The sequence below is a fragment of the Glycocaulis sp. genome, assembly GCF_050485565.1.
In the GTDB taxonomy this organism is placed as follows: domain Bacteria; phylum Pseudomonadota; class Alphaproteobacteria; order Caulobacterales; family Maricaulaceae; genus Glycocaulis.
The window spans coordinates 63,530-87,986 of the sequence record NZ_JBJHBQ010000006.1 but is presented as its reverse complement, the minus strand read 5'-3'; the positions used below and the strand labels follow the sequence as shown (position 1 = coordinate 87,986).

At 63.3% G+C, this 24,457-nt stretch carries 21 protein-coding genes and 1 tRNA gene; 11 read left to right on the top strand and 11 right to left on the bottom strand.

Annotated elements, in window-relative coordinates; translation table 11 throughout:
• Window position 1 precedes the first annotated feature (1 nt).
• A complete protein-coding gene (locus tag ACQ5ID_RS08215; RefSeq protein ID WP_429911965.1) occupies window positions 2–1,882 on the bottom strand; it encodes a ribonucleoside-diphosphate reductase subunit alpha in 1,881 nt (626 codons plus the stop codon).
• 288 nt (window positions 1,883–2,170) lie between these two features.
• Window positions 2,171–5,317 carry a bifunctional proline dehydrogenase/L-glutamate gamma-semialdehyde dehydrogenase PutA gene (gene putA / locus ACQ5ID_RS08210; RefSeq protein WP_429911964.1) on the bottom strand — a complete coding sequence of 1,049 codons (3,147 nt, stop codon included), beginning with the start codon at window positions 5,315–5,317 and terminating at the stop codon, window positions 2,171–2,173.
• Window positions 5,318–5,508: 191 nt separating this feature from the next.
• Here putA and ACQ5ID_RS08205 point away from each other — a divergent pair, with 191 nt between their 5' ends.
• Window positions 5,509–6,585: a glycosyltransferase family 4 protein gene (locus ACQ5ID_RS08205; protein WP_429912087.1), complete on the top strand. Its 1,077-nt coding sequence runs from the start codon at window positions 5,509–5,511 to the stop codon at window positions 6,583–6,585.
• 8 nt (window positions 6,586–6,593) lie between these two features.
• Here the strand turns inward: ACQ5ID_RS08205 and ACQ5ID_RS08200 are convergent, their stop codons facing one another.
• The 4 genes from ACQ5ID_RS08200 to gpmA form a co-directional block, all read right to left on the bottom strand.
• Window positions 6,594–6,920, bottom strand: coding sequence for a hypothetical protein (locus ACQ5ID_RS08200; protein WP_429911963.1), 327 nt, complete (start codon window positions 6,918–6,920; stop codon window positions 6,594–6,596).
• Window positions 6,921–7,025: 105 nt separating this feature from the next.
• Window positions 7,026–7,301 (bottom strand): type II toxin-antitoxin system Phd/YefM family antitoxin, encoded by a 276-nt coding sequence (locus ACQ5ID_RS08195; RefSeq protein ID WP_429911962.1) that lies wholly within the window; start codon window positions 7,299–7,301, stop codon window positions 7,026–7,028.
• Window positions 7,302–7,364: 63 nt separating this feature from the next.
• A complete protein-coding gene (gene ribD / locus ACQ5ID_RS08190) occupies window positions 7,365–7,952 on the bottom strand; it encodes a bifunctional diaminohydroxyphosphoribosylaminopyrimidine deaminase/5-amino-6-(5-phosphoribosylamino)uracil reductase RibD (RefSeq protein ID WP_429911961.1) in 588 nt (195 codons plus the stop codon).
• Window positions 7,937–8,662, bottom strand: a complete 726-nt coding sequence (gene gpmA, locus ACQ5ID_RS08185; protein WP_429911960.1) for a 2,3-diphosphoglycerate-dependent phosphoglycerate mutase — start codon at window positions 8,660–8,662, stop codon at window positions 7,937–7,939. Before gpmA ends, ribD begins: the two co-directional genes overlap by 16 nt.
• Before the next feature lie 256 nt (window positions 8,663–8,918).
• On the opposite strand from gpmA, the gene ACQ5ID_RS08180 reads away from it, so the two are divergent.
• From ACQ5ID_RS08180 to ACQ5ID_RS08155, 6 genes are all read left to right on the top strand, one after another.
• A complete protein-coding gene (locus tag ACQ5ID_RS08180) occupies window positions 8,919–9,146 on the top strand; it encodes a hypothetical protein (protein WP_429911959.1) in 228 nt (75 codons plus the stop codon).
• Between the two features lie 116 nt (window positions 9,147–9,262).
• Window positions 9,263–10,261, top strand: coding sequence for a KpsF/GutQ family sugar-phosphate isomerase (locus ACQ5ID_RS08175; protein WP_429911958.1), 999 nt, complete (start codon window positions 9,263–9,265; stop codon window positions 10,259–10,261).
• Window positions 10,262–10,305: 44 nt separating this feature from the next.
• The gene (locus ACQ5ID_RS08170) at window positions 10,306–11,832 is read left to right on the top strand and encodes a phosphomannomutase/phosphoglucomutase (RefSeq protein ID WP_429911957.1); all 1,527 of its coding nucleotides are present in this window, start codon (window positions 10,306–10,308) and stop codon (window positions 11,830–11,832) included.
• A 23-nt stretch (window positions 11,833–11,855) separates the two neighbouring features.
• Window positions 11,856–12,902 carry a dTDP-glucose 4,6-dehydratase gene (gene rfbB / locus ACQ5ID_RS08165; protein WP_429911956.1) on the top strand — a complete coding sequence of 349 codons (1,047 nt, stop codon included), beginning with the start codon at window positions 11,856–11,858 and terminating at the stop codon, window positions 12,900–12,902.
• Window positions 12,903–12,984: 82 nt separating this feature from the next.
• Entirely contained in the window at window positions 12,985–13,866 is an 882-nt protein-coding gene (gene rfbA, locus ACQ5ID_RS08160; RefSeq protein ID WP_429911955.1) for a glucose-1-phosphate thymidylyltransferase RfbA, read from the top strand.
• Between the two features lie 116 nt (window positions 13,867–13,982).
• The gene (locus ACQ5ID_RS08155) at window positions 13,983–15,131 is read left to right on the top strand and encodes a DegT/DnrJ/EryC1/StrS family aminotransferase (RefSeq protein WP_429911954.1); all 1,149 of its coding nucleotides are present in this window, start codon (window positions 13,983–13,985) and stop codon (window positions 15,129–15,131) included.
• A 27-nt stretch (window positions 15,132–15,158) separates the two neighbouring features.
• Here ACQ5ID_RS08155 and ACQ5ID_RS08150 read toward each other — a convergent pair whose 3' ends face one another.
• The gene (locus tag ACQ5ID_RS08150) at window positions 15,159–17,333 is read right to left on the bottom strand and encodes an LPS-assembly protein LptD (protein ID WP_429911953.1); all 2,175 of its coding nucleotides are present in this window, start codon (window positions 17,331–17,333) and stop codon (window positions 15,159–15,161) included.
• Window positions 17,334–17,559: 226 nt separating this feature from the next.
• On the opposite strand from ACQ5ID_RS08150, the gene glmS reads away from it, so the two are divergent.
• Genes glmS through ACQ5ID_RS08135 form a run of 3 tightly spaced genes read left to right on the top strand, consistent with a single transcriptional unit; the run spans window position 17,560 to window position 20,884 of the window.
• The gene (glmS, locus tag ACQ5ID_RS08145) at window positions 17,560–19,380 is read left to right on the top strand and encodes a glutamine--fructose-6-phosphate transaminase (isomerizing) (protein ID WP_429911952.1); all 1,821 of its coding nucleotides are present in this window, start codon (window positions 17,560–17,562) and stop codon (window positions 19,378–19,380) included.
• A 21-nt stretch (window positions 19,381–19,401) separates the two neighbouring features.
• On the top strand, window positions 19,402–20,280 hold the full coding sequence (gene galU / locus ACQ5ID_RS08140) for a UTP--glucose-1-phosphate uridylyltransferase GalU (RefSeq protein WP_429911951.1): 879 nt from the start codon (window positions 19,402–19,404) through the stop codon (window positions 20,278–20,280).
• Window positions 20,281–20,311: 31 nt separating this feature from the next.
• Entirely contained in the window at window positions 20,312–20,884 is a 573-nt protein-coding gene (locus ACQ5ID_RS08135) for an alpha-ketoglutarate-dependent dioxygenase AlkB (protein ID WP_429911950.1), read from the top strand.
• A 121-nt stretch (window positions 20,885–21,005) separates the two neighbouring features.
• Here ACQ5ID_RS08135 and ACQ5ID_RS08130 read toward each other — a convergent pair.
• Window positions 21,006–21,082, bottom strand: a tRNA-Ile gene (locus ACQ5ID_RS08130).
• A gap of 241 nt (window positions 21,083–21,323) precedes the next feature.
• Here ACQ5ID_RS08130 and ACQ5ID_RS08125 point away from each other — a divergent pair.
• On the top strand, window positions 21,324–22,100 hold the full coding sequence (locus ACQ5ID_RS08125; RefSeq protein WP_429911949.1) for an SIMPL domain-containing protein: 777 nt from the start codon (window positions 21,324–21,326) through the stop codon (window positions 22,098–22,100).
• A 9-nt stretch (window positions 22,101–22,109) separates the two neighbouring features.
• On the opposite strand, the gene ACQ5ID_RS08120 is transcribed toward ACQ5ID_RS08125, so the two are convergent.
• From ACQ5ID_RS08120 to ACQ5ID_RS08110, 3 genes are read right to left on the bottom strand one after another with little or no spacing between them, the layout of a single operon-like run.
• On the bottom strand, window positions 22,110–22,940 hold the full coding sequence (locus ACQ5ID_RS08120; RefSeq protein WP_429911948.1) for a TIGR01459 family HAD-type hydrolase: 831 nt from the start codon (window positions 22,938–22,940) through the stop codon (window positions 22,110–22,112).
• Window positions 22,940–23,560 (bottom strand): MlaC/ttg2D family ABC transporter substrate-binding protein, encoded by a 621-nt coding sequence (locus ACQ5ID_RS08115; protein ID WP_429911947.1) that lies wholly within the window; start codon window positions 23,558–23,560, stop codon window positions 22,940–22,942. Before ACQ5ID_RS08115 ends, ACQ5ID_RS08120 begins: the two co-directional genes overlap by 1 nt.
• A 37-nt stretch (window positions 23,561–23,597) precedes the next feature.
• Window positions 23,598–24,320: an MlaA family lipoprotein gene (locus ACQ5ID_RS08110; RefSeq protein ID WP_429911946.1), complete on the bottom strand. Its 723-nt coding sequence runs from the start codon at window positions 24,318–24,320 to the stop codon at window positions 23,598–23,600.
• Between the last annotated feature and the right edge of the window lie 137 nt (window positions 24,321–24,457).

The following is a 24,457-nucleotide window of genomic DNA, read 5'->3' as shown; positions in this document are numbered from 1 at the left end:
CTTACTGGCAGGCGAGGCATTCCTCGTATTCGGTCTTGGCAGCAGCCTGCATGGAGCTTTCCATGTCATCCTTGCCTTCTGTTCCGGCAAAGGCGGTGCGCTGGACGGATTTGGAGCGGCAATAATAGAGCGATTTGATGCCCCGCTCCCACGCCGTCCAGTGCAGCATGTGAAGGTCCCATTTATCGACATTGCCCGGCAGGAAGATGTTCAGCGACTGGGCCTGACAGATAAAGGGCGTGCGGTCGGCGGCATGCTCGATCACCCAGCGCTGGTCCAGTTCGAACGCGGTCTTGAACACGTCCTTCTCGTCCTGGCTGAGGGCGTCGAGATGCTGGACGGAGCCTTCATGCTCCAGGATCGAATTCCAGGTCGCGGGCGTGTTGATGCCCTTGTCTTCCAGCAGCTTTTCCAGATACGGGTTTTTCACCGTGAAGGAGCCTGACAGCGTCTTGTGCGTGTAGACATTGGCCGGGATCGGCTCGATGCCGGCGCTCGTCCCGCCGCAAATGATCGAGATCGAGGCCGTCGGCGCGATGGCCAGCTTGTGCGAGAAGCGCGCCTTCACGCCGCTTTCGGCCGCATCCGGGCAGGCGCCGCGCTCTTCGGCAAGCTTGACCGAGGCGCGGTCGGCGCCCTGACGCAAATGCTTGAACAGCTTGCGGTTCCAGCTCGCCGCCATGGCGGACTCAAAGGGAATGTTGAGCGATTGCAGGAAGGAGTGGAAACCCATCAGGCCAAGGCCCACAGACCGCTCGCGCCAGGCTGAATAGGTGGCGCGGTCCATCTCGTCGGGCGCACGGTCGATAAAGTCCTGCAGCACATTGTCGAGGAAGCGGAACAGATCCTCGATGAAGAGCGGATCGTCCTTCCATTCGAGGAATTTCTCTGCGTTGACGGAGGACAGGCAGCACACGGCGGTGCGGTCGCGGCCCAGATGGTCGACGCCCGTCGGCAGCATGATTTCCGAGCACAGATTGGACTGGCGCACTTTCAGGCCCAGCTTCTTCTGGAACATGGGCAGGGCGTTGTTCACCGTGTCGGAATAGATGATGTAGGGCTCGCCGGTCTGCAGGCGCAGCTCCAGGATTTTCTGCCACAGCTTGCGCGCCGAGATGGATTTCACCACTTCGCCGGATTTGGGCGAGATGAGCGGGAAATCGGCATCCTCACGCACGGCCACCATGAACTCGTCAGTGATGTTCAGGCCGTGATGCAGGTTCAGGCTCTTGCGGTTGAAATCGCCGCTAGGCTTGCGGATTTCCAGAAACTCTTCGATTTCCGGGTGGTGGACGTCGAGATAGACAGCCGCCGAACCGCGGCGCAGTGAGCCTTGCGAAATCGCCAGGGTCAGCGAATCCATCACGCGCACGAAGGGAATAATGCCGGAGGTCTGCCCGTTCTGGCCGACCTTCTCGCCGATGGAGCGCACATGGCCCCAATAGGTGCCGATGCCGCCGCCATTGGAGGCCAGCCACACATTTTCCGTCCAGGTGGCGACGATATCGTCCAGCGAATCACCAACCGAGTTGAGAAAGCAGGAAATCGGCAGGCCGCGTTCGGCCCCGCCATTGGAGAGGACCGGCGTGGCGGGCATGAACCAGAGGCGCGACATGTAGTCGTACAGGCGCTGGGCGTGGGCCGTATCGTCGGCATAGGCGCTGGCTGCGCGTGCGAACATGTCCTGATAGCTCTCGCCGGGCAGGAGATAGCGGTCGACCAGCGTTTTCTTGCCGAAATCGGTGAGCAATTCGTCGCGCGACGGATCGGTCTTCACGCTCTCCACGAGGCGCAGCGTGACAGCCTTGGGCTTGCCGCGTCGCGAGCGCACGGACCCTTGGGTGGCGGTGCCGGACAGTGGGCTAGAGTCAAACGGCGTCATGGTCCAAACCGCTCCTTCGTGCAGGGCGCAAAAATCCTAGGCGCTGGGCAGGGAAATGCGCGCCGCCTTAACAAAAACCTATACATGCTGTGTGGCTTCCCCCGGAAACCGCAACATATAGTGCTAAGGGTCTCAGCCAGCGTCAACGGCCCAAACACGCTTCGGCCCAACTTTTTAGTTAATGAACCCTTACCACGGACCGCTCCGCATCCGGACTCTTTAACGCTTTCGGGGCGATAGCCCTGCTGACATTAAATGTGGAAATCACAGCTGGCCTCTGCCAGCCGCTTATCCCAGATTCAGCAGTTCGGGATCGCCCCCCTGCGCCGCGATGTTGATCGTCACCACGCGCTCTGCGGCAAAGCGGTAGAGATAGTGCGGTCCCCCGGCTTTTGGACCGGTGCCGGAGAGGCCCTCGCCGCCGAAAGGCTGCACGCCGACGACCGCGCCGGTCATGTTGCGGTTTACGTAAGTATTGCCCGCCGGAACCGCCTCGCGAACCGAATCAAGGAATCGCTGGAGACGCGAATGGACACCCAGCGTCAGCCCGTAGCCCTTATCCGCGAGCTGGGCGGCGAGCTTTGGCAGATCGGCGCGCTTGTAACGGACTACATGCATGATCGGTCCGAACACTTCGCGTTCGGCCATGTCCAGCGAAGGCAGTTCGACCAGCAAGGGCGCGAAATAATGCCCCTGGGCTTTCAGCGCATCGCTCAGCGGCGCGCGGTGCAGGATCGTGGCTTCGCGCTCCATGCGGCTCTCATGGGCGGTGAGCATGCCCAGCGCCTCATCATCGATAACCGGGCCAACGTCCGTCGCCGGGTCGGCCGGGTCGCCCAGGGTCAGCGCATCCATCGCGCCTTTGAGCGCTTCGATCAGCCCGTCGGAGGTTTCGCGCGGCAGGAAGATGATGCGAAGCGCCGAGCAGCGCTGCCCGGCTGAGCCGAAGGCGGAGAGAATCGCATCGTCCACCACCTGCTCTTTCAGCGCGGAGGTGTCGACGAACATGGCGTTGAGCCCGCCCGTTTCGGCGATCAGCGGCAGTATGGCCCCGTCGCGCGATGCCAGCGTGCGGTTGATGATGCGGGCGACTTCTGTCGAGCCGGTGAACGCAACCCCTGCTAGCAGCGGATGGCCCGTCATCAGCGCGCCGACCTTGCCATCGCCGGGTACCAGCTGGACCACGTCCTTGGGCAAGCCCGCCTTGTGGAACAGTTTTATGGTTTCGAACGCCACCAGCGGCGTCTGCTCGGCCGGCTTGGCGACGACCGTATTACCGGCGGCCAGCGCAGCGGCGACCTGGCCAACAAAGATCGCCAGCGGGAAATTCCACGGGCTGATGCAGGCAAAGACGCCCTTGCCCGCCAGCTCCATATGGTTGGTTTCGCCTGCCGGTCCGGGCAGGCGGTCGGCATGGCTGAACTTGGTTTCGGCCTCGGCTGCGTAATAGCGCAGGAAATCGACCGCTTCGCGCACTTCGGCCACGCCGTCGTTTAGCGTCTTGCCCGCTTCACGCGTCAGGATCGCCATGAAGCGGTCGGTATCGGCCTCCAGCACATCGGCGATTTTGCGCAGGATCATGGCCCGCGCTGCACCGCCCTGACGGTCCCAGGCATCGAACGCCTTGTGGGCCGCAGTGAAGGCGGCATCGACCATGGCCTCGTCGGCCTCCACGACTTTGCTCACAATCACGGAAGAATCGGCCGGGCTTGCCTGCTCGCGCGCCTCTCCGATTTTCACCTTGCCGGAAATGATCGGGCCACATGCATAAGGCATCGCCTTGTCGAAACTGATCTGCGCGTCTGCCAGCATGGTGCGCACACCTTTCTGTGAAAGATCGACCCCTGCTGAATTGTCCCGGTGGGGACCGTAAAGCCGGGGCGGGGCAGGAATGAAGGGATGGCGGTCCATGCTGTCAGCGCCCTCGAAGGGGCCGCGCGCCACATCGGCGGCGGGCACATCGGGATCGAGGAAGGAGTGCACAAAGGACGTGTTGGCTCCGTTTTCCAGCAGGCGGCGGACCAGATAGGGCAACAGGTCTTCATGGCTGCCGACGGGCGCATAAACACGCACAGGGCGCAGCGCGAACGCGCTGGCGGCGGCCAGATAAAGCGGCTCACCCATGCCGTGCAGGCGCTGGAACTCGTATGATTCATTGCCCAGCTCGGCGGCGATCTCGCGCACGGCGCACAGCGAATGGGCGTTGTGGGTGGCAAACTGGGGATAGATGGTATCGGGCTCGCCCAGCATGGCTCTGGCACAGACCAGATAGTTGAGATCGGTCGCGGACTTGGTGGTCCAGACCGGGAAGTCCGGCCAGCCATTCATCTGCGAGAATTTCACTTCGGTGTCCCAGTAAGCGCCCTTTACGAGGCGCACCATGAGACGGCGTCCGCTGGCCCGGCCAAGTTCGGCCAGCTTGGCAATCACCGTGTGCGCGCGCTTCTGGTAGGCTTGCAGGGCAAGGCCCAGACCGTTCCACCCCGCAAGTGAGGGCTCGTGGGCGAGGCGCTCCAGTATCATCAACTGCAGGACGAGACGGTCGGACTCCTCGGCATCGAGGCAGAAGCCGATATTGGCCGCCTTGGCCGCCTGCGCCTGCTCCAGCACTTTGGGATAAAGCTCGCGCCAGAGCGCTTCGAGCTTGAAGATATTATAGCGCGGATGCAGGGCGGAGAGCTTGACCGACACGCCATCGACTGTTTCCACCGGCCCGTCCTGGCGGGCTTTGGCGACGGCGGCAATCGCGTCCAGATAGCGGGTGTGATAGCGCGCGGCGTCCGTGTGTGTGCGCGCGCCTTCGCCCAGCATGTCGAAAGAGAAGAGCGGGTGGTGGCCTTCGGGCACTTTCCAGGCATGTCCGCGCTTTATCGCGCCGCCAATGGTCCGTCCCAGCACGAACTGCTCGCCCAGAATGCGCATGGCCTGGCGGGTCGCGGTGCGGATGACCGGCTCACCGACCCGGCCTGCGATATTGCGGAAATAGGCACCGGGGTCTTTTCGCGCTGCCGGGTCCACATCCATCAGCGAGCCAGACAGCATCAGGCCCAGCGTCGAGGCATTAACCAGCCAGTTTTCCGACTTCCAGGCATGCTCGGCCCACGCGCCCGAACCGATCTTTTCGGCAATCAGCGCATCGGCGGTTTTCGCGTCCGGCACGCGCAGGAGCGCCTCGGCTAGACACATCAGGGCCAGCCCCTCCTTGTTGGACAGGCCAAACTCCTGAAGGAAGGATTCCATCAGCCCGGTGCGGGTCTTGGCGTTGCGCGCCCGCTCGACCAGATCAATCGCCGCTGCCGAGACGCGTGCGCGTGCCGCCGCGTCCAGCCCCGCCTGGGCATTGAGCGCGCGCACGGCCTCGCTCTCGGGCGCGAATTTCAGGGCGTCAATGCTATCCCAGCCGATGCTGGCGGCAGAAGCAGTGTGGGTGGTCATCGTCAATCCGTCTTTCGGGCCAAAGCTCGCGGTGACATGGCCACAACGCGAACGGGCAGGCAAGATCACAACACCGTTACCCTTCGCTTGGCCGCAAAAACGCGTTATGAGCACCGGCCCGGCTCACGGACCTGTCTTTGAGGCACGGTCCGGGTCAACTGAAATGAGGCCCGTAAATGGACAATACGCCCTTGCGCATACTGCTGGTGACGGACGCGTGGGAACCGCAGGTCAATGGCGTGGTGCGCACCCTGTCGCGCACGGTCGATGAATGCCGGGCCATGGGCCATGAGGTGGAGGTCATCCATCCGGGGCTTGGCTTCAAGACGATCCCGTTGCCGACCTATCCGGATATCAAGCTGGCGCTAGGCGCGCGCGATGATCTTGAAGCGCGTTTCCGCGCGTTCGAGCCGGAAGCCATCCACATCTCCACCGAAGGCACGCTCGGCCATGTGGCCCGGCGCATCTGCCTGTCATGGAAGCTGCCCTTCACCACCAGCTACCACACCCAGTTTCCCGAATATGTGCATGCGCGCTTCCCCTTCATTCCGCTGGCGGCGGGCTATGCCTTCATGCGCCGTTTCCACAATGCCGGGAACGGGATCATGGTCGCCACCGAGACGATGCGTCAGGGCCTCGTAAAGCGCGGTTTCAACAATCTGGTGCCGTGGTCGCGCGGGGTGGATACCGAGCAGTTCCGCCCGGACCTGCGCGGCATTGATGGCGGGGTCTATAAAGACCTGCCAAAGCCGGTCTTTGCCTATGTCGGCCGGGTGGCGGTGGAAAAGAATATCGAGGCTTTCCTGAAGCTCGACCTGCCCGGCTCCAAGGTTGTCGTCGGTCCGGGGCCGCAGCTGGAAGAGCTGAAACGCAAATACAAGGACGTGCATTTTACCGGCGGCAAGTCCGGCGAGGAGCTGGCGCGCCATTTTGCCGACGCCGATGTGTTCGTCTTCCCCAGCTTTACCGACACGTTCGGGCTGGTGATCCTTGAAGCGATGGCCTGCGGCACGCCGGTGGCGGCGTTTGTCGCGCCGGGGCCGCGCGACATCATTCCCGGCTCCAATGCCGGTGTGGTGTCAGACGATCTGCGCGAAGCCTGCCTGCAGGCGCTGGAGCTGAACCGCGAAGACGCACGCGCCTTCGCCGAACAGAACTCCTGGCGCGCCTGCACCGAGCAGTTCGTGGCCAATCTCAAACCCCAGCCCCGCCCGGAGCGCAAGCGCTTCTGGAAGCGCCTGCGGCGGCTGCGGCGCAGCAAGGGCTAGGGGGCGGCTCAGCTCTCCCGCTTGGCTGTTTTCAGTGTTCGCTGACGAAGCCGTTCCATCATGGCCGAGCGGATGTCTTCGTAGAGTCCCTTGGGAAGATGCCCATAGGCCCAGTTCTTGCCGGGCCTGGCCGGAATGATGCCCGCATCATCCCACGAGACGGCGTTGGCCTCGGTTGTCACGACATAGCTCTGCAAGTCATCCAGTCCGAGATGGCGGCTGACGGCAGCGGGTATCAGGACCGCACCTGATTGCGCCTCTGGCGAGCTGTGCGTCACAGGCACCAGCAGCACCTCGGTCTTGCCGTCAGCGTTCTGGACAATCGCGGCAACCACTACACAGGGCCGGTCCTTGCCGCCTTCACCCTGACCTTTCTCGCGCTCGTGTGACCAGAGAAAGTCATAGCGGATGACAAGGCCGGGTACCGGCTCAGGCCTTTTTTAACCGGAATCTGTCTTCAGCAGCGCTTCCAGTTCGGGATCAGCATCGCCGTACTCCGCGCCAGCCAGCGCGTCGGCCCACTGGTCCGGCAGCGCGTGCGTAAGATGGTTCTGGCGGGTGTCGCGCGCTTTCAGGCGTTCATACTCATCGATATCGATCAGTACGCGCGCCGTGCGCCGGTGCTTGGTGATGAAGACGGGGCTCTTGGCTGCCTGCTCGATATAGAGCCCGGCACGGGTCTGGAATTCGGTTGCCGTCACGGAAATTTTGCTCATTTTGCCAATGCCTCCGCTTTCATGTGGAGATATTAGCTATTTTCAGCAAAACACGCAATATCGCTAACGCGCGATTCGTACCCGCGTCATCCCTTCCCGGCCGAGGCGCTGGATCGCCTGATCCACGCTTTCATCCGGCCCCGGCACCAGATCGGCATCGAAGATATTGGCCCGGCGGTCCTGCAGGACCAGCGGCAGGCCGGTGCGCACGCGGGTGAAGAAGCCCGCATTAAGCGCGTCGCCTGCTTCCTGCCGGACGCCTTCGATCACTTGAATGCCTGCCTCGCGCAGCATGGCGACGCCCCGGCCCGATACGCGCGGATCAGGATCACCCGACGCGATGAAGACACGCGCCACGCCTGCCCGGATGAGCGCCTCGGCGCAGGGCGGTGTATGGCCGTAATGGGAGCATGGCTCCAGCGTGACATAGACATCGGCGCCGCGTGCCGCCTCTCCGGCTGTCTCAAGCGCCTGTGCTTCAGCGTGCGGGCGTCCGCCCGGCGCGGTGACGGCGGTGGCGATCACATGGCCATTTTTTGCGATCACGCAGCCGACCGACGGGTTGGGCGCGGTGCTTCCCAGCCCGGAGAAGGCAAGCGCCAGCGCCGTGTCCATCAAGCGCAGATCGGAAGGGGTCAGCCCTTCGGGCATGGGGGCAGGGCCTGGGCGCGGTCTTCATCGAGATAGCGCGCCTCGACGGGGCGAAGGCCATCGAGCTCGATCAGCAGCGGATTGCCGGTCGGCACCTCCACTTTGAGGATATCGTCATTGCTGACCTCAAAGAGGATTTTCACCAGCGCGCGCAGCGAATTGCCATGCGCGGAGATGAGCACGCTCTCTCCGGCCATCAGGCGCGGGGCGACCAGCGCGTCAAAGCATTCACCCACGCGTGCAAGCGTGCCTTTCAGGCTTTCGGTGCCGGGCAGCAGGTCAGGATCAAGATGGGCATAGCGCTCGTCATGGCAGGGATGGCGCGGATCGATCCGCTCCAGCGCGGGCGGCGGAATGTCAAACGAGCGCCGCCAGATCAGCACCTGTTCCTCGCCATGGGCGGCGATGGTCTCAGCCTTGTTCAGGCCGGTCAGCGCGCCGTAATGGCGTTCATTGAGCCGCCAGTCCGGCATCACCGGAATCCACAGCCGGTCGAGCGTATCAAGGCCCAGATGCGCGGTGCGGATGGCGCGGCGCAGATAGCTGGTAAGGGCGATGTCGGGGGCAAAGCCTGCCTCTTTCATCAGCGTGCCGCCCCGGCGCGCTTCGGCCTCGCCGCGTTCGGTCAGGTCCACATCCACCCAGCCGGTAAAGCGGTTTTCCAGATTCCACTGGCTCTGGCCGTGGCGGGTGAGGACAAGGCGAGGCATCGCGAACTCCAGATATGGACGGGCCGGTACTGGCACCGGGCAATAGCGCGCAGGCGCCCGCTTGACCACTCCCATAGCGCCGCTTTGGCAAAAAAGACACACATCGCGCCCAAACCGGGCCGGTCTTTCCGGCGCGCTCTTTGCATGTCCGGGGCCTGCGCGCAGAGTGTCCGGCTACAAGACGCTGGCCATCCGAAAATGGCGGCGTGAAGAGGCGTAGGCAAACTGCGCCCGGCAGAGTGCAAGGGGTGTTGGGATGATCCGGCAGGTTGTTACCCCCGCTAACGGGGACGAGGCCGCTCTGCTTGACCGGCTGGTGGCCAGCTTCACCGAGGAGCTGGCGGCGCGAACCTCCGAGTGCATGTTCTACATGACCGAGCCGGGCGGGCAGGCTGATGCGCGCATCATCGAGACAGAGACCCAGGAAACGCTGGACCGTTTCCTCTCCTTCGTCGCCACCCAGATCGGCAGTCACGCCTTCTGATACTGGCCAGCGCGCTATAGCGCTGCTAAAGCCTCAAGCGATAGTGAAACGCCAGACCGTATGCCCCGGAAACCGGCGCTGGTCTGTGCACCACGATTGAGGTTGATCCCTTTTCCATGTCCGAACCTGAAAGCCTGAACCGCCCCTCTGCCCGGATCGACACCGCGCGTATTCTCGAGGCCATGCGCCGCACGGCGCGCATCGAGCGCGAGGGACTGGCCGCGCTGGAAGAGGCGTTCGATGCGCGCGCTGTCGGGGTTGTCAGTCTTCTGGCCAGTTTGAAAGGCCGTCTCATCTGTGCAGGTGTCGGCAAGTCGGGCCATGTCGCGCGCAAGATTGCCGCCACGCTCGCCTCTACCGGCACGCCGGCGCAATATGTCCACCCCGCCGAGGCCAGCCATGGTGATCTGGGCATGATTACCGCCAGTGACGCGGTGCTGGCCCTGTCCAAATCCGGCGAGACGCGCGAGCTGGGCGATCTGACTACCTATTGCCGCCGCTTCGGCGTGCCGCTGATTGCGCTCACCGCAGGCAAGGACAGCACGCTGGCAAAAGCGAGCGATCATCTCCTGCTGGTACCTGATGCGCCGGAAGCGGCAGGGGAAACCCGCGCGCCGACGACGTCCACCACGCTGATGATGGCCTATGGCGATGCGCTGGCCGTGGCGCTGATCGAAGCGCGTGGCTTTACGGCGGCCGATTTTGCCACCTTCCATCCCGGCGGTACGCTGGGCGCAGCCTTCCTCAAGGCGGGCGATCTCATGCACACCGATATGCCGCTGGCCGAAGAAGGCACGCTCATGTCCGACGCGCTGATCGTGATGAGTTCCAAAGGGTTTGGCTGTGTCGGCATCACGCGCGGCGGCAAGCTGACCGGCATCATCACGGACGGCGATCTGCGCCGCCATATGAGCCCGGACCTGACCGCCTCGGCCGTCGAGGCGATTATGACCGCCAATCCGAAAAGCGTGGCGCCGGGTGATCTCGCCGCCGACGCGCTGCGCCTGATGACGGCCGGTTCGCACAAAATCCTGTCGGTGTTCGTCTGTGATGAAACCGGCAGGCCGCTCGGCCTGTTGCATATCCATGATCTATTGCGTGCAGGTCTCAGCTAGGCTGGTCCGGCATCCATCCACACACCCTGTCAGATGAGGTATCCATGTCCGCCAGCCAGCGCCCGAGCGCAGACCTGAAACCCAATAGCTGGGATTTCGAGACGCGCGCGCTCGTCAAGCCCACGGGCTTTCGCGAGTATGATGCGCGCTGGTGGTTTGGTCATCCCGGGTCTGACAAGGCGCCGGAGCTGAACCTCTATGGCGTGCAGGCGCTGGGGCTGGGCCTTGGCACGCTGATGCACGAGCTGGGCGTCGCGCCGCATATTGTGACGGGCCATGATTTCCGCAGCTATTCCCTGTCGGTCAAACAGGCGCTGGAAGTGGGTCTGATGCAGGCCGGTGTGACGGTGCACGATATCGGCCTGGCGCTCTCGCCTATGGCCTATTTTGCGCAGTTTGATCTGGATATTCCCGCCGTCGCCATGGTCACGGCCAGCCATAATTCCAATGGCTGGACCGGCGTGAAAATGGGCGTGGAGCGTCCGCTGACCTTCGGCCCGGACGAGATGAGCCGGCTGAAAACCATCGTGCTGGAGGGTCTTGGCAAGGCCCGCGCCGGGGGCGGCTATGTGCGCGCCAATGGCGTGCGCGAGCGCTATATCGCCGATCTGGTGGGCGGGTTCAAAGCAAAGCGCAAGCTGAAGGTCGTCGCCGCCTGCGGCAATGGCACGGCGGGCGCGTTTGCGCCGCAGGCGCTCGAAGCGATGGGCGTGAAGGTGGTAGCGCTGAACTGCGATCTCGATCACACCTTCCCGAACTACAACCCGAACCCTGAAGACATGAAGATGCTGCACGCGCTGGCCAATGCGGTGCGCGAGCACAAGGCCGATGTCGGCCTTGCCTTCGATGGTGACGGGGACCGGTGCGGCGTCGTCGATAATGAGGGTGAGGAGATTTTCGCCGACAAGGTGGGCCTGATGCTCGCGCGTGATCTCTCCGCTGAGCACAGGAACGCCACCTTCGTGGTCGATGTGAAATCGACCGGGCTTTACGCCACCGATCCGGTGCTCAAAGCCAATGGCGCGAAGACCGATTATTTCAAGACCGGCCATTCCTATATCAAGCGCCGCTCCCATCAGCTCGGCGCGCTGGCAGGCTTTGAGAAGTCCGGCCATTTCTTCCTGCAGCCGCCCGTGGGCAAGGGCTATGATTGCGGGCTGACGGCGGCGCGCTGCGTCATCGCCATGCTGGACAATAATCCGGACAGCTCGATGGCCGATCTCAAGCGCGCCCTTCCCGTCAGCTATGGCTCACCCACCATGTCGCCTGCCTGCGCGGACGAGGTGAAGTATGATGTGGTGGAGCGGATCATCGCCAGCTTTGAAGACAAGAAGGCGAAGGGTGAGAAAGTCGCCGGGCGCGAGATTGTGGATGTGAACACGGTCAATGGCGTGCGCTTTACCTTCGCTGACGGGGCGTGGGGGCTGATCCGCGCCTCCTCCAACACGCCAAACCTGGTCGTGGTGGTGGAAAGCCTGACTTCGAAAGAAGATGTCAGCGCGATCTTCGCCGCGATCAAGCAGGAGCTGACGAAGTATCCAGAAGTCGGCGCGTTCGATCAGGAAATCTAAACGCGGGGGAGCCGGGCAGGGCAATGACAATACTGGTCACAGGCGGGGCGGGATTTATCGGCTCGGCGGTCATCCGCCTGGCGGTGTCGCGCGGCCTGTCCGTGGTCAATCTGGATGCGCTTACCTATGCGGCCTCGCTGGAGAATGTGGCGTCTGTGGCCGCATCTCCGCTTTACGCTTTCGAGCACGCAGACATTCGCGACCGGGCTGCGCTGGACAGGATTTTTGATAGCCATCAGCCCGATGCCGTGATGCATCTGGCCGCTGAAAGCCATGTCGACCGCTCCATTGATGGCCCGGCGGACTTCATCGAGACCAATATCAACGGCACGTTCAACCTGCTCGAAGCGGCACGCAAATACTGGGTGGGCAAGGGCAGGCCGGACGATTTCCGCTTCCACCACATCTCCACCGACGAGGTGTATGGCTCCCTGCCTGCCGACCCGTCAGTGAAGTTTACCGAAGAGACGCGCTACGATCCGCGCTCGCCCTATTCGGCCTCCAAGGCGGCGGCCGATCATCTGGTGCGCGCCTGGCATGAGACCTATGGCCTGCCGGTCGTGCTGACTAACTGCTCGAATAATTACGGGCCGTATCATTTCCCGGAAAAGCTGATCCCGTTGATGATTATCAAGGCGCTCGCGGGCGAGCCTTTGCCGGTCTATGGCGATGGTTCGAATGTGCGCGACTGGCTCTATGTGGATGACCATGCCGACGCGCTGCTGACTGTCCTGCAACGGGGTGAGACAGGCCGTTCCTACAATATCGGGGGCAATAGCGAGCGGACCAATCTGGAGCTGGTGACGGTCCTGTGCGCGGTGCTCGATGAGCTGCGCCCTTCAGGCCAGTCCCACGCCAGCCTTATCCGCTTTGTCGAGGACCGGCCCGGCCATGATGCCCGCTACGCCATTGATGCCAGCCGGATAGCCGGCGAGCTGGGCTGGCACCCTTCGGTGACGCTGGAGGAGGGTTTGCGCCGTACTGTTGAGTGGTATCTGGATAATGAGGCGTGGTGGCAGCCTTTGCTGGCGCGCAAGGGTGCAGGCGACAGGCTCGGCACGAAGGTCTGACATTGCCGCACCCGCGCATTGACGCGAAGGCGCGCTGGCCGGATACAAAGGGCCGGTAGGAAGCTGCGCCGGGGCCAGAGTGGTGACAGAACGCAAGGGTATCATTCTGGCTGGCGGATCAGGCTCGCGGCTTTATCCGGTCACGGCTGTGCTCTCCAAGCAGCTCCTGCCGATCTATGACAAGCCGATGATCTATTACCCGCTATCGGTGCTGATGATGACGGGTGTGCGCGAGATCGCGATCATCACCACGCCGCAGGACCAGTCGCTGTTTCAGGCGCTTCTGGGCGATGGCAGCCAGTGGGGGCTTTCGCTCAGCTATATCGCCCAGCCATCGCCGGACGGGCTGGCGCAAGCCTATCTGCTGGCGGAGGATTTTCTGGCCGGTGCGCCGTCGGTAATGGTGCTGGGGGACAATATCTTCTTCGGTCAGGGCCTGCGCGAGATGCTGCGTTCGGCTGATGCGCGTCCGTCAGGCGGGACCGTTTTCGGCTACGAGGTTGCCGACCCGCAGCGCTATGGTGTGCTGGCCTTTGATGATGACGGCCGCGCCACCGGGATCATCGAGAAGCCGGAAACACCGCCCTCGGAATTTGCGGTGACGGGTCTCTATTTCCTCGACGGGAAGGCGCCGGAGCGCGCACGCAAGGTGACGCCATCCGGGCGCGGCGAGCTGGAGATTACCTGCCTGTTGCAGATGTATCTCGATGCCGGCGAGCTGGCGGTGGAAACCATGGGCGCGGGCTATGCCTGGCTGGATACCGGTACGCCGGACAGCCTTCTCGAAGCGGCCGATTTCGTCTCCACGCTGGAGCGCAGGCAAGGTTCGAAGATTGCCTGCCCGGAGGAGATTGCGTTCCGTCAGGGCTTTATCGCCCGCGAGGAGTTGCGCGCGCTCGCCGATGCGATGGGTGGCGGCGCTTATGCGCTATACCTTAAAAGGCTCATCGACCGGGTGAAGTGAGTCTTGCCCGCAGACATCGAAACAGATTGTGATTGCCTGATCTGGCGGGCCTGCATCATGGTCGCGCAAAATCCCCAGGGCCGCCCGGCGCGGCAACCGATCCACAGGACCCAGTCATGCAATTTATTGACCTTCAAGCCCAGTACGCCCGTATCGCGGAGAAGGTAGACGCGCGGATCATGTCGGCCGTGCGCAGCGGCCGGTTTATTCTCGGGCCGGAGGTTCAGGAGTTTGAGGCCGCTCTGGCCGGGTTCAGTGATTCATCACGGGCGCTGGGCTGCGCCAACGGCACCGATGCGCTCGTGCTGCCCCTGATGGCGTGGGGACTGCGCCCCGGCGACGCCGTGTTCTGCCCGTCCTTCACCTTTACCGCGACGGCTGAAGTGGTGCCCTGGCTTGGTGCCTCACCGGTCTTCGTCGATATCGACCCTGATACCTACAATATGGACCCGGCCCATCTTGAAGCCTCCATCGAGATGGTGAAGGCGCAAGGCGAGCTGACCCCTCGCGCCATCATTGCGGTCGATCTGTTCGGCCAGCCGGCCAATTATCCGCAAATAGCGGCAATCGCGCAGCGCCACGGGCTGAAGCTGATCGCGGACAGTGCGCAGGGCTTTGGCTGCACGCTGGACGGCAAGCATCCCTCGCACTGGAGCGATGTGACCACCACCTCGTTTTTCCCGGCCAAGCCGCTGGGCTGCTATGGCGATGGCGGGGCGGTGCTGACCGATGACGCCGATCTGGCCGAGATCATGGAATCGCTTGCCGTGCACGGCAAAGCCATGCCGCGCGATATCGAGAAGCGCGCCTTTGAACACGATCCCAAATACTTCAATGTCCGCATCGGCATGAACTCGCGCCTGGATACCATCCAGGCGGCGGTGCTGCTGGAAAAGCTTGCCATATTCCCTGACGAGATCGCGGCGCGTAACCGCATTGCCGAGCGCTATAACACGCATCTGGAAAAGCGTGTGGATAGCGTGCCGCAGGTCATTGCGGGCGGGGTGTCCGTCTGGGCGCAATATACGATCGAGCACAGCCGCCGCGACGCGCTGGCCGCGCATCTCAAATCACGCGGAATTCCGACCGCCGTGTACTATCCGATCCCGATCCACCAGCAGGAACCGTATGCGAAATACCCTGCCGGGCCGGGCGGGCTTCCTGTCACGGAAGAGAAGGCGGGGCGGGTGATGTCCCTGCCCATGCACCCCTATCTGGATGAAGCCGCGCAGGACACGATCATCCGGGCCATTAGCGAGTTCTAGCCGGGCTCTGGCCTTTGCGCGGGCGCGCTATCTGTTCCCGATGGAGAACAGCGTGACCTGCAGCATGACGGAGCGGCGCGGACCCAGATTGCCGATATCGTAATTGGTCTGGTCGTAGATGATCCGCACATCGGTGCATTCATCGCGATAGACCAGGCTGAGATCCTGACGGCGCGTAATGCCGCGTTCCAGATCGCGCACGCCTGAATAGGCAACAAACCAGTTATCCGTGATGCGGACATTGCCGCCGAAATTGACCGACTCGCGCACCGGCGTAGTGACCGCTGCATCGTCGACCAGGGAGTAGGTTACATTGCCCCTGACACGCCAGAATGAGACCCGCGAGAAGGCGTCAACCCGGTTGGCCTGCCCGGTATCGCCGTCATAGCGGCCGCGTACGCCCGCCTGGAACATATTGCCGAAATTGACATCGAGCTGCGCCACCCAGTCCGACTGCCTGTCGTCCAGCCCGGAGCCGGGGCCGAAGCTGGCATCGCCGTCCAGCCGGAAGCTGCGGCCGACAAACAGCTCGGTATCGGGCAGGTATGGGGTTTTGGTGTGGAAGCTGGTGGTCAGGCCCGCATTGAGGCGCGTTCCTTCTTCCCACGCATCATAGCCATTGGCCCGGTTGCGCGCGAACAGGTTGGAGACATCAAGTTCCAGATTGAGGCTGTCTTCTCCCGGTGCCAGCTCGTCATCTCCCAGCGCCGTGGAGGTGGCCAGCTGGACGCGCGGAGCCAGTATCGTATCGCCCAGACCGCCGGGCCGCATGAAGGGCCAGGACACGTCCACGCCTGCGTTGGCCATGGCGCGCGTGAACTCGCGCGTTTCCAGCGTGACGCCGGCATTATTGGTGCGCGTGAAGCGGTAGGCGTCGCTGCGCGCGCCCGCATAGGGAGATACGCGAATGCCGCCCGGCACGGTGAAATTGCGCGACCAGTCTATTTCACCTGTGGCCCGCGCGTAATCATTGCCCAGATCGCGTGTCAGATAGATGCCCGATGCCCTGGCATTGGCAAATCCCGCCCAGCCGGGAAGGGGCAGGCGGTATTCGGCTTCAACCATGGGCGCGATGACCGGCAGAGTTCTGTCATCAACATTCGTCCGGAGCGACTGGAAGCCCATCGCCGTGACATTGACGAAATACTGCCCCGTCCGCCCGCGCAACTCGACATCGCTCGGCAGGAGGCGGGCGTTCAGCCTCGCAAAGTCCGACGTCCGGTCGACATCGCCCCTGAGACCGTAGCGCTCCATATACAGCGGATCGGACGTCAGCTGCACATTGAAGCGCCAGACCCAGCCGGGGCTGATGTTGAATGAGCCGCTACCGGCTACATGGCCGCGAAGCTCGCTGTCACCAAACGCGCCATCCCGGTCGAACTCCTGCTCATAGGTGGCGCTGCCGCGGATATTGATGGCACCTGACCAGAAGCGCTGACGATACTCATAGCGCATGACCGGATTGTACTCGGTCATCACCATGGGCGTCACCACGATGTCCCGGTGCGGCGACATGACGTGGTAGTAGGGCTGCTGGTAGACAAAGCCGAGCCGGTTGGAGAGATCCACCGTCGGAATGAGGAAGCCGGAACGGCGCGGCGCTGACGGGTCGGCGTGGGCGAATACGGGCGAATAGAAAATCGGCACACCGAACGCTTCCAGACGGGCGTCGCGGTAATAGATCATTTCCGATTCAGGATCCTGCACGACCTCGCGGGCGCGGAACCGCCAGGTGGGCGTGCGGCTGCCATCTTCGCAAAGATCACAGGCGGTATAGTAGGCGCGGTGCAGCGTAACTCCGCCATCAGACCGGCGCACGGCATAGGCCGATGCAGCCCGGCCATTATTGTCCATCAGCATGGCAAAGCCGGTGGCCATCGCCTCCGACCATTCATTGGTCAGCTCGATTTCCTCGGCTGTCTGGGCAGGCAGGTTGCCATCATGGAGCCGGACATTGCCGCGCGCGATCACGCGGTCTTCGTCGGTGCGGTATTCCACCTCGTCAGCAAACAGCAACCGATCGCCCGATTGCACGCTGACTTCGCCGCGCGCGGTGATGACATTGCCGTCGCGGGTCTGCTCGATCTCGACAGCGTCAAGATAGACCGGGCGCTCGCTGTCCTGCGCGAAGGCAGAGCCAAGGGCCATCAGTCCGGTCAGCAGGGCGGCTGCCGCGCACATTGTCCTGAACGGCAATACCATGCCCTCAACGCTCCACAAGTGTCCCCTCGCGTGACCTTGAACTCCTAACCCATCGGGTCGGAGGCGTCCATGGCCTGTGGCCTGCCGGCAAACAGGACGAAGGCGCTGCTTTCACAAAACGTCATCAAGCGTGATTGCGCGCTGCCTTGCCTAACGCATTGCGGCCTGCCACTAAGCAGGCTCGAAATCAGGGACCAAGGTCTCAAGCGAATCCGGGAGTTGCTGAATGTGCGGCATTGTAGGTGTGGTCGGTCACAACGGGGCGGAGGGCTTCATTCTCGAAGGTCTGCGCAGGCTGGAATACCGTGGCTATGACTCTGCCGGGATCGCCGTAACCGACAGGGGCGGAGCGCTGCACCGATTGCGTGCCACCGGCAAGGTCCAGGCCCTGGCTGACAAGATTCCCGCCGGGCTGGGCGGCAGCACAGCCATCGGTCATACGCGCTGGGCAACCCATGGCGCGGCCAGCGACGACAATGCCCACCCGCACAAGGCCGGGCGCGTGCTGGTCGTGCACAATGGCATAATCGAGAACTTCAAGACCCTGCGCGAAGAGCTGTCGGCCGAAGGGCGCAGCTTCACCAGCCAGACCGATACCGAGGTTGTGGCCCATCTGATCGACCGCGAAATGCAGGCGGGCAGCGATCCTGCCGCCGCCCTGAAATCTGTATTACCGCGCCTGGAAGGCGCATTTGCGCTGGGCGTGATGATCGAGGACGAGACCGGCTTCATCATGGGCGCGCGCAAGGGTGCGCCGCTCATCGCCGGGCTTGGCCGTTCACAGGGCTATCTGGGGTCTGATCCGCTGGCGCTGTCGGGCCATGCCGAACAGATCATGTTCCTGGACGATGGTGACATGGTGGTGATCCACCCCGGCAGTATCGACGTGTTCGACGCACATGGGGCCGTGGCCAGCCGCAAGCTGGTGCCTGCCGAGACCAGCCATGTGCTGGCCGAAAAGGGCAATCACCGCCATTTCATGGAAAAGGAAATCCACGAGCAGCCAGAAGTGATCGGCCGCACCGTCTCGCACTATGTCGATGCGTTCGAGAACAGCGTGCATGAGATTGCGGGGCTGGATTTCCGTTCCGCCAGCCGCCTTGTCATTGTCGGCTGCGGCACGGCGGCCTATGCCGGCGAGATATCCCGCTACTGGTTCGGATCGCTGGCGCGGCTGGCGGTCGAGGTCGATATCGCCTCGGAGTTCCGCTATCGCGACCCGGTCTTCCTGCCCGGCGACATAGCCCTGTTCATCTCCCAGTCCGGTGAGACCGCCGACACGCTGGAGGCGATGCGCCTTGCCGCGTCGGCGGGCGTGCAGACGCTGGCGCTGGTCAATACCGCCCATTCGACGATAGCGCGCGAGGCGTCCCTCGTCGTGCCGACGCTGGCTGGCCCCGAAATCGGGGTGGCCTCGACCAAGGCCTTTACCTGCCAGCTTTCGGCGCTGGCCTGTCTTGCGGTGCTGGCGGGGCGTCATCGCGGGCATCTGGACCGTGCGCAGGAAGCCGGTCATGTGGCCAGCCTTCTGGCGTCGCCCGGCCTGATGGTGAAGGCGCTGGAGCGCGAAGATGAGATCGAGAAGCTGGCCCAGGAGATCGCTGGTCATGAGACCGTGCTCTATCTGGGGCGCAACCAGAACTTCCCGCTGGCTCTGGAAGCGGCGCTGAAGCTGAAGGAAATCAGCTATATCCATGCCGAGGGCTATGCCGCAGGCGAGCTCAAACACGGCCCCATCGCCCTGATCGAAGAGGGGCTGCCGGTTATCGTCATCGCGCCGCACGATGCGCTGTTCGACAAGACGCGCTCATCCATCCAGCAGGTGGCCAGCCGTGGCGCGCATGTCATCGCGATCACGGACCCGGAAGGCGCCCGCGCGCTGGAGGGCGAGGCCGCCAGCATCATCACGCTTCCCAAGGGCAGCCAGCTGACCAATCCGCTATTGTTCGCCAGTGCGGTGCAGTTGCTTGCCTATCATGTCGCCGTCTACAAGGGGACGGATGTGGACCAGCCGCGAAATCTCGCCAAGTCCGTCACCGTCGAATAGCCTCCCCACGGAGTATCGAGCATGTCGAAAAAGCCGGTCCGCAAGGCTGTCCTTCCCGTTGCCGGTCTTGGCACGCGCGTTCTGCCCGCCACCAAGGTGATGCCCAAGGAGATGCTGCCCGTCTTTGACCGGCCTGCCATCCACTATGTCGTTGATGAGGCGCGTGCGGCCGGGATCGAGCATTTCGTGTTCGTCACCGGGCGCAACAAGGCGTCGATCGAGGACTATTTCGACACCGCCTACGAGCTGGAAATGACGCTGGAGGCCAAGGGCAAGACGAAGCTGCTCGAAGAATTGCGCGCCGACCTGCCTGCGCCTGGCGCGTGCAGCTTTGTGCGCCAGCAGGCCCCGCTGGGGCTTGGCCATGCGGTGTGGTGCGCGCGCGAGATCGTCGGCGATGAGCCGTTTGCCGTCCTCCTGCCGGACATGATCATGCGCGCCGAGACGCCCTGCCTTGCCGCCATGGCTCAGGCCCACAAGGTGACGGGCGGCAATATCATTGCGGTGGAAGAAGTGCCGATGGAGGAGGTCAGCTCCTATGGCATTATCGAGCCGGGCCAGCGCAAGGGCGATCTGATCGAGATGCGCGGCATGGTGGAAAAGCCTGCCGTCGCCGATGCTCCGTCCAATCTGATGATTTCAGGGCGCTATATCCTGCAGCCGGAGATTTTCGACGCGCTGGAGGAGCAAAAGCCCGGTGCGGGCGGCGAGATCCAGCTGACCGATGCCATGCTGAAACTCATGGAAACCAGCCCCTTCCACGCTTTGCCGTTTACCGGCGAGACCTTCGATACCGGCTCCAAGACCGGATATTTGCGCGCCGCCGCCGCTTTCGGCCTTGGCGATCCCGAACATGGCGCGGAAGTGCGCCGCATCCTGGAAGCGCTGCTGAAAAGGTAGGGGGCAGTCAGGCCAGCCGGGCCGTGATCCGATGACACAACCGATATTGCCGCCGGGGGCCAGCATAATCGGGGATTTCCTGCCCGAAAGGGCAGGTGGGCGGCTTCTCGATTGGGTAGATTCCAGCGAATGGCGTTCTGATCTGAAGCGCCGCGTGCAGCACTATGGTTGGCGTTACGACTATCGTGAGCGCCGGGTTACACCGGCTATGCGCCTCGGCCCGTTGCCGGACTGGCTGGTGCCGGTCAGCGAAGCGGTTTCAGCATTGCCAGAGTTCCCGGACCGCATCGATCAGGTGATCGTCAACGAGTATCTGCCCGGGCAGGGAATATCGGCCCATGTCGATTGCGAGCCGTGTTTCGGCCCGGCTGTCGCCTCGCTAAGCCTTGGCGGGCGCACGGAAATGCTGTTTCGATGCCGTCAAACCGGCGAGCAGCTTGGCCACGTGCTTGAGCCGTTATCGCTGCTGATTTTGTCGGGTCAGGCGCGCTATGATTGGACGCACGAGATTCCGGCGCGCAAATCAGACCTTGTTGATGGCCTGCGTCGTCCAAGGGCCCGCCGCGTCTCTCTGACGTTCAGGACAGTGAGCTTGCAAGCCTGAAAAATGCGGGGTTCGTGGAGTGCGACGCACCAATATCGAACCCGCAGGGTTCGCAAGCGCGACCGCGCGCCCGCAGCGTCAGCGAGGACCGACCGAGCGGATGCGAGGGAGGACAGGAAAATGGTGGGCCCGGAGGGACTCGAACCCCCAACCAAGCGGTTATGAGCCGCCGGCTCTGACCAGTTGAGCTACAGGCCCACCGTGCGGACCTGATAGCGCAGGCTGGCGGGAGGGGGAAGCGCGCGCTTCACGCCAATTTCCGCGTCCGCCGGAACGCTATGGCCATTGCCGCGCCACCCGCCTGCCTTGCTTTCGCCTTGCGGCCATGGGGAGATGGATAAATCGCGATGCAACCCCGGACGATGCCGGATCGTTATCCGGTCCGGGGCGCGGGAGAACCACCCCTGCGCGCGATACGGATTGGAAGCGGAGATTGAAAATGAACCATAGTTCAAACGTTACACCGGCCCGCGCGGCCCTTCGTAAGCGGCTGACGGGCGCGGCACTGGCCGCCGGCCTGCTGCTGGGCGCGGCGGCGATGATGCCGGTGCCTGCATGGGCGCAGGCGCAGACCGAGACGCAAGAGGGCCGCCTGTCCCTGTCGGCACAGGGCGAGGTGCGCATCGCGCCGGACATGGCCACGGTCAGCGCCGGGGCGCGCACGCGCGCCGACACTGCGGCTGACGCACTGGCCGCCAATGCGCGGGCCATGTCGGGCGTGTTTCAGGCTCTGGAGCGCGCAGGCATTGCCCGGCGTGACATCCAGACCTCCGGCCTGTCGCTGAATGCCGTCTACGCGCCCTATGATTCTTCCGAGCGTGGGCGTGAGCAGCGCATTGTCGGCTATGAGGCCAGCAACACCGTGCGCGTGATCGTGCGCGACATGGACCGGGTCGGCCGCACGATTGATGCGCTGGTGTCCTCCGGCGCCAACCAGCTGCAGGGCGTGAACTTTACCCATTCGGACCCGGCAGAGGCTCGCGATGAGGCTCGCCGCCGCGCGGTGAACGAGCTTAATCGCCTGCGCGCACTTTATGCCGACGCTGCCGGTATCTCTACCGGGCGGCTGATCTCGCTGAGCGAGAGCAGCTCTGCTCAGCCTTATCCGATGTATGCCCGCGCGGAGGCCGTCGCGATGGATGTTGGCACCGAAGTGGCACCGGGCGAGATCACGATCTCGGTCAATGTAGATGCGGTCTGGGCCATCCAGCCCTGATAGAAATGCCTACCAGATGAGGTCCGGGGCCTGCCAGCGCGGGCTCCGGCCGTCCGGCCAGCTGATTTCGCCTGTATTGATCCCGCCTGTGATGAAGAGGCAGTCCAGCCCTTCGCGATTTGCACCTGCCAGATCGGTGGCCGGCCCGTCACCGATAGCCAGAATGCGTGCCTTGGGCGGGGTTTCATCCGCCAGACCGGCCAGCGCCGCATAGGCCAGCTCATAGATAGGCGCATGGGGTTTGCCTGCATAGAGCGCGGTGCCGCCGAGCGCCTCATAGGCCTGCGCCAGTGCGCCCGCGCAGTAGAGCAGCCGCCCGCCCGGCCCCTGAACCACTATGTCGGGATTGGCGCAGACCATGGGCAGTCGAAGTGCTGCCGCCTCTTTCAGAAGCCCGGCATAATCCTCCGGCGTCTCGGTGAGATAATCGACGAGACCCGTGCAGGAGATGAGTTTTGCCTCCTGCAGGCTGGAAAACTTGAGGCCCGTTCCGGCATAGATCGGGTCATCAAAATCAGGCCCCAGCTTGTAGGCCGGGCCGGTGCCGAAGCGCGTCAGCAGGGCATGCGTGGCATCGCCGGAGGTTACGGCCGCATCCCACACGCCATCAGGCGCGCCCATGCCTTTCAGGAAGCGCTCCAGCGAGGGTGCGCGGCGCGGCGAGTTGGAGACCAGGCAGACATGTCCGCCCTGCTGGCGGAAGCGGATAAGCGCCTCCAGCGCAGGCTGGATCAGGCTCTCTCCGTCCCGGATCACGCCCCAGACATCGCACAAAATGGCGTCATACTGACCGGCCAGCGCGCCAAGGCGGGCGGGCAGGGACACATCAGGCTTCTGCATCACCGCGTTCGCTGGCGCAGGGCGCGGGTCGCGGCGCTGATATCGCCGCGGGCATTGCCGATAATGCTGGTGATCTCTTCACGCTGGGTCTGGGCGAGCCATACGCCCATCACCTCGGCATCGACGACCTTCATGCCGTCATCACCACTCATCACGCGCCAGTTCACCGGCACATCCTCGCCATTCCCGTTGCCGCGCACGGTGGAGCGCACGATGAAATCGCCTTGCGAACGCGTGACCGAGCCGGTCACCTCCAGCGTCTGGCCGGCATAATTGCCCAGCTCGCGCTCATACACATTGATGGCGAACTCGCGGAACACGGTCCGGAATTCCTCCAGCTCTGCCTCGTCCGCGCCGCGGCGGTAACGCCCCAGCACGAAATGGGTGATGCGCGGCACATCGGCCAGCATGTCGATCCGGTCGCGGAAATTGCGTTTGAGCGTTTCCTCGTCCAGCTCGCCGTCGTGGAAGGCTTGCAGGGCGTTGATCACCTCCTGCGCTTCACGCTGAACGAAGGCTTCTGCCTCGCCGGCGCTTTGCGCGTGCGAAGGCTGGGCGAAGGTGAGCAGCGCGAAGGCTGCGGCAAGGCTGATGGCGGGAAGTCTGAATATCTGGAGCATGTTTCCTGTCCTGGTGGCTGACATGGCTCCCATCACGTCAGTCGAAATCCGGCAGATCGTCGAAATCCTCTCCGCGTGCCAGAGCGGCGGCCCGGTTCTGCCGGTAAACCGAGCGCAGCTGAACATAGGGATCAATCGCACTACGTTCCAGACTCCGGAAAGTTTCATCCAGCTGCAGGCGCACATCCAGGGCGTAAATGCCCCGATACACCCAGATGGCGTCGGTTTCGCGAATATCTTCAATCCAGTAGGCCGGGTGCGGATAGCGGTCCACGAAGCGACCTGTGGTGTCGCGCACGCTCGACGGGCCGAGCAGGGGCAGAACCATATATGGTCCGCTGTCCACGCCCCAATGGCCGAGCGTCAGGCCGAAATCGGTCTCGCGGCGGGGAATGTTTGCCTCGCTGGCGACATCAAACAGGCCGCCAACGCCGACGATCGTGTTCAGGCCAAAGCGGCTGGCGGTCGCGAAGGCATCACCCGGACGGCCCTGCAGCAGCAGGTTTGCGAGAACGACAGGTTCATTGAGGTTACGAAGAACATTGCGCACGCCGCGCCGTCCGGTGCGCGGTACCGCGCCGCGATAGGCATAGGTCACCGGCGCAATGACGGCCCGGTCAGCGGCAATGTTGAAGTCAAATACGGCCCGGTTCAGAGGCTCCAACGGATCGTTTGCCTCCAGCGATTGCGGCCGCGTCGTACACGCAGCCAGCGCCAGGCCAGCCAGAACAACAAGTCCGGTCATGCATGCAGCACGCATGGTGCAACTTCCCCAACACCGCTCAGTCCGGCCCCGCAGCCGTCCTATCATCATGGTCAAGTAGGGCTTACGCAGCAATTCCCAAGATGGACTTGTGTCTTTGGCATTGAAGCAATCCAGATAATCGCATAAAGATA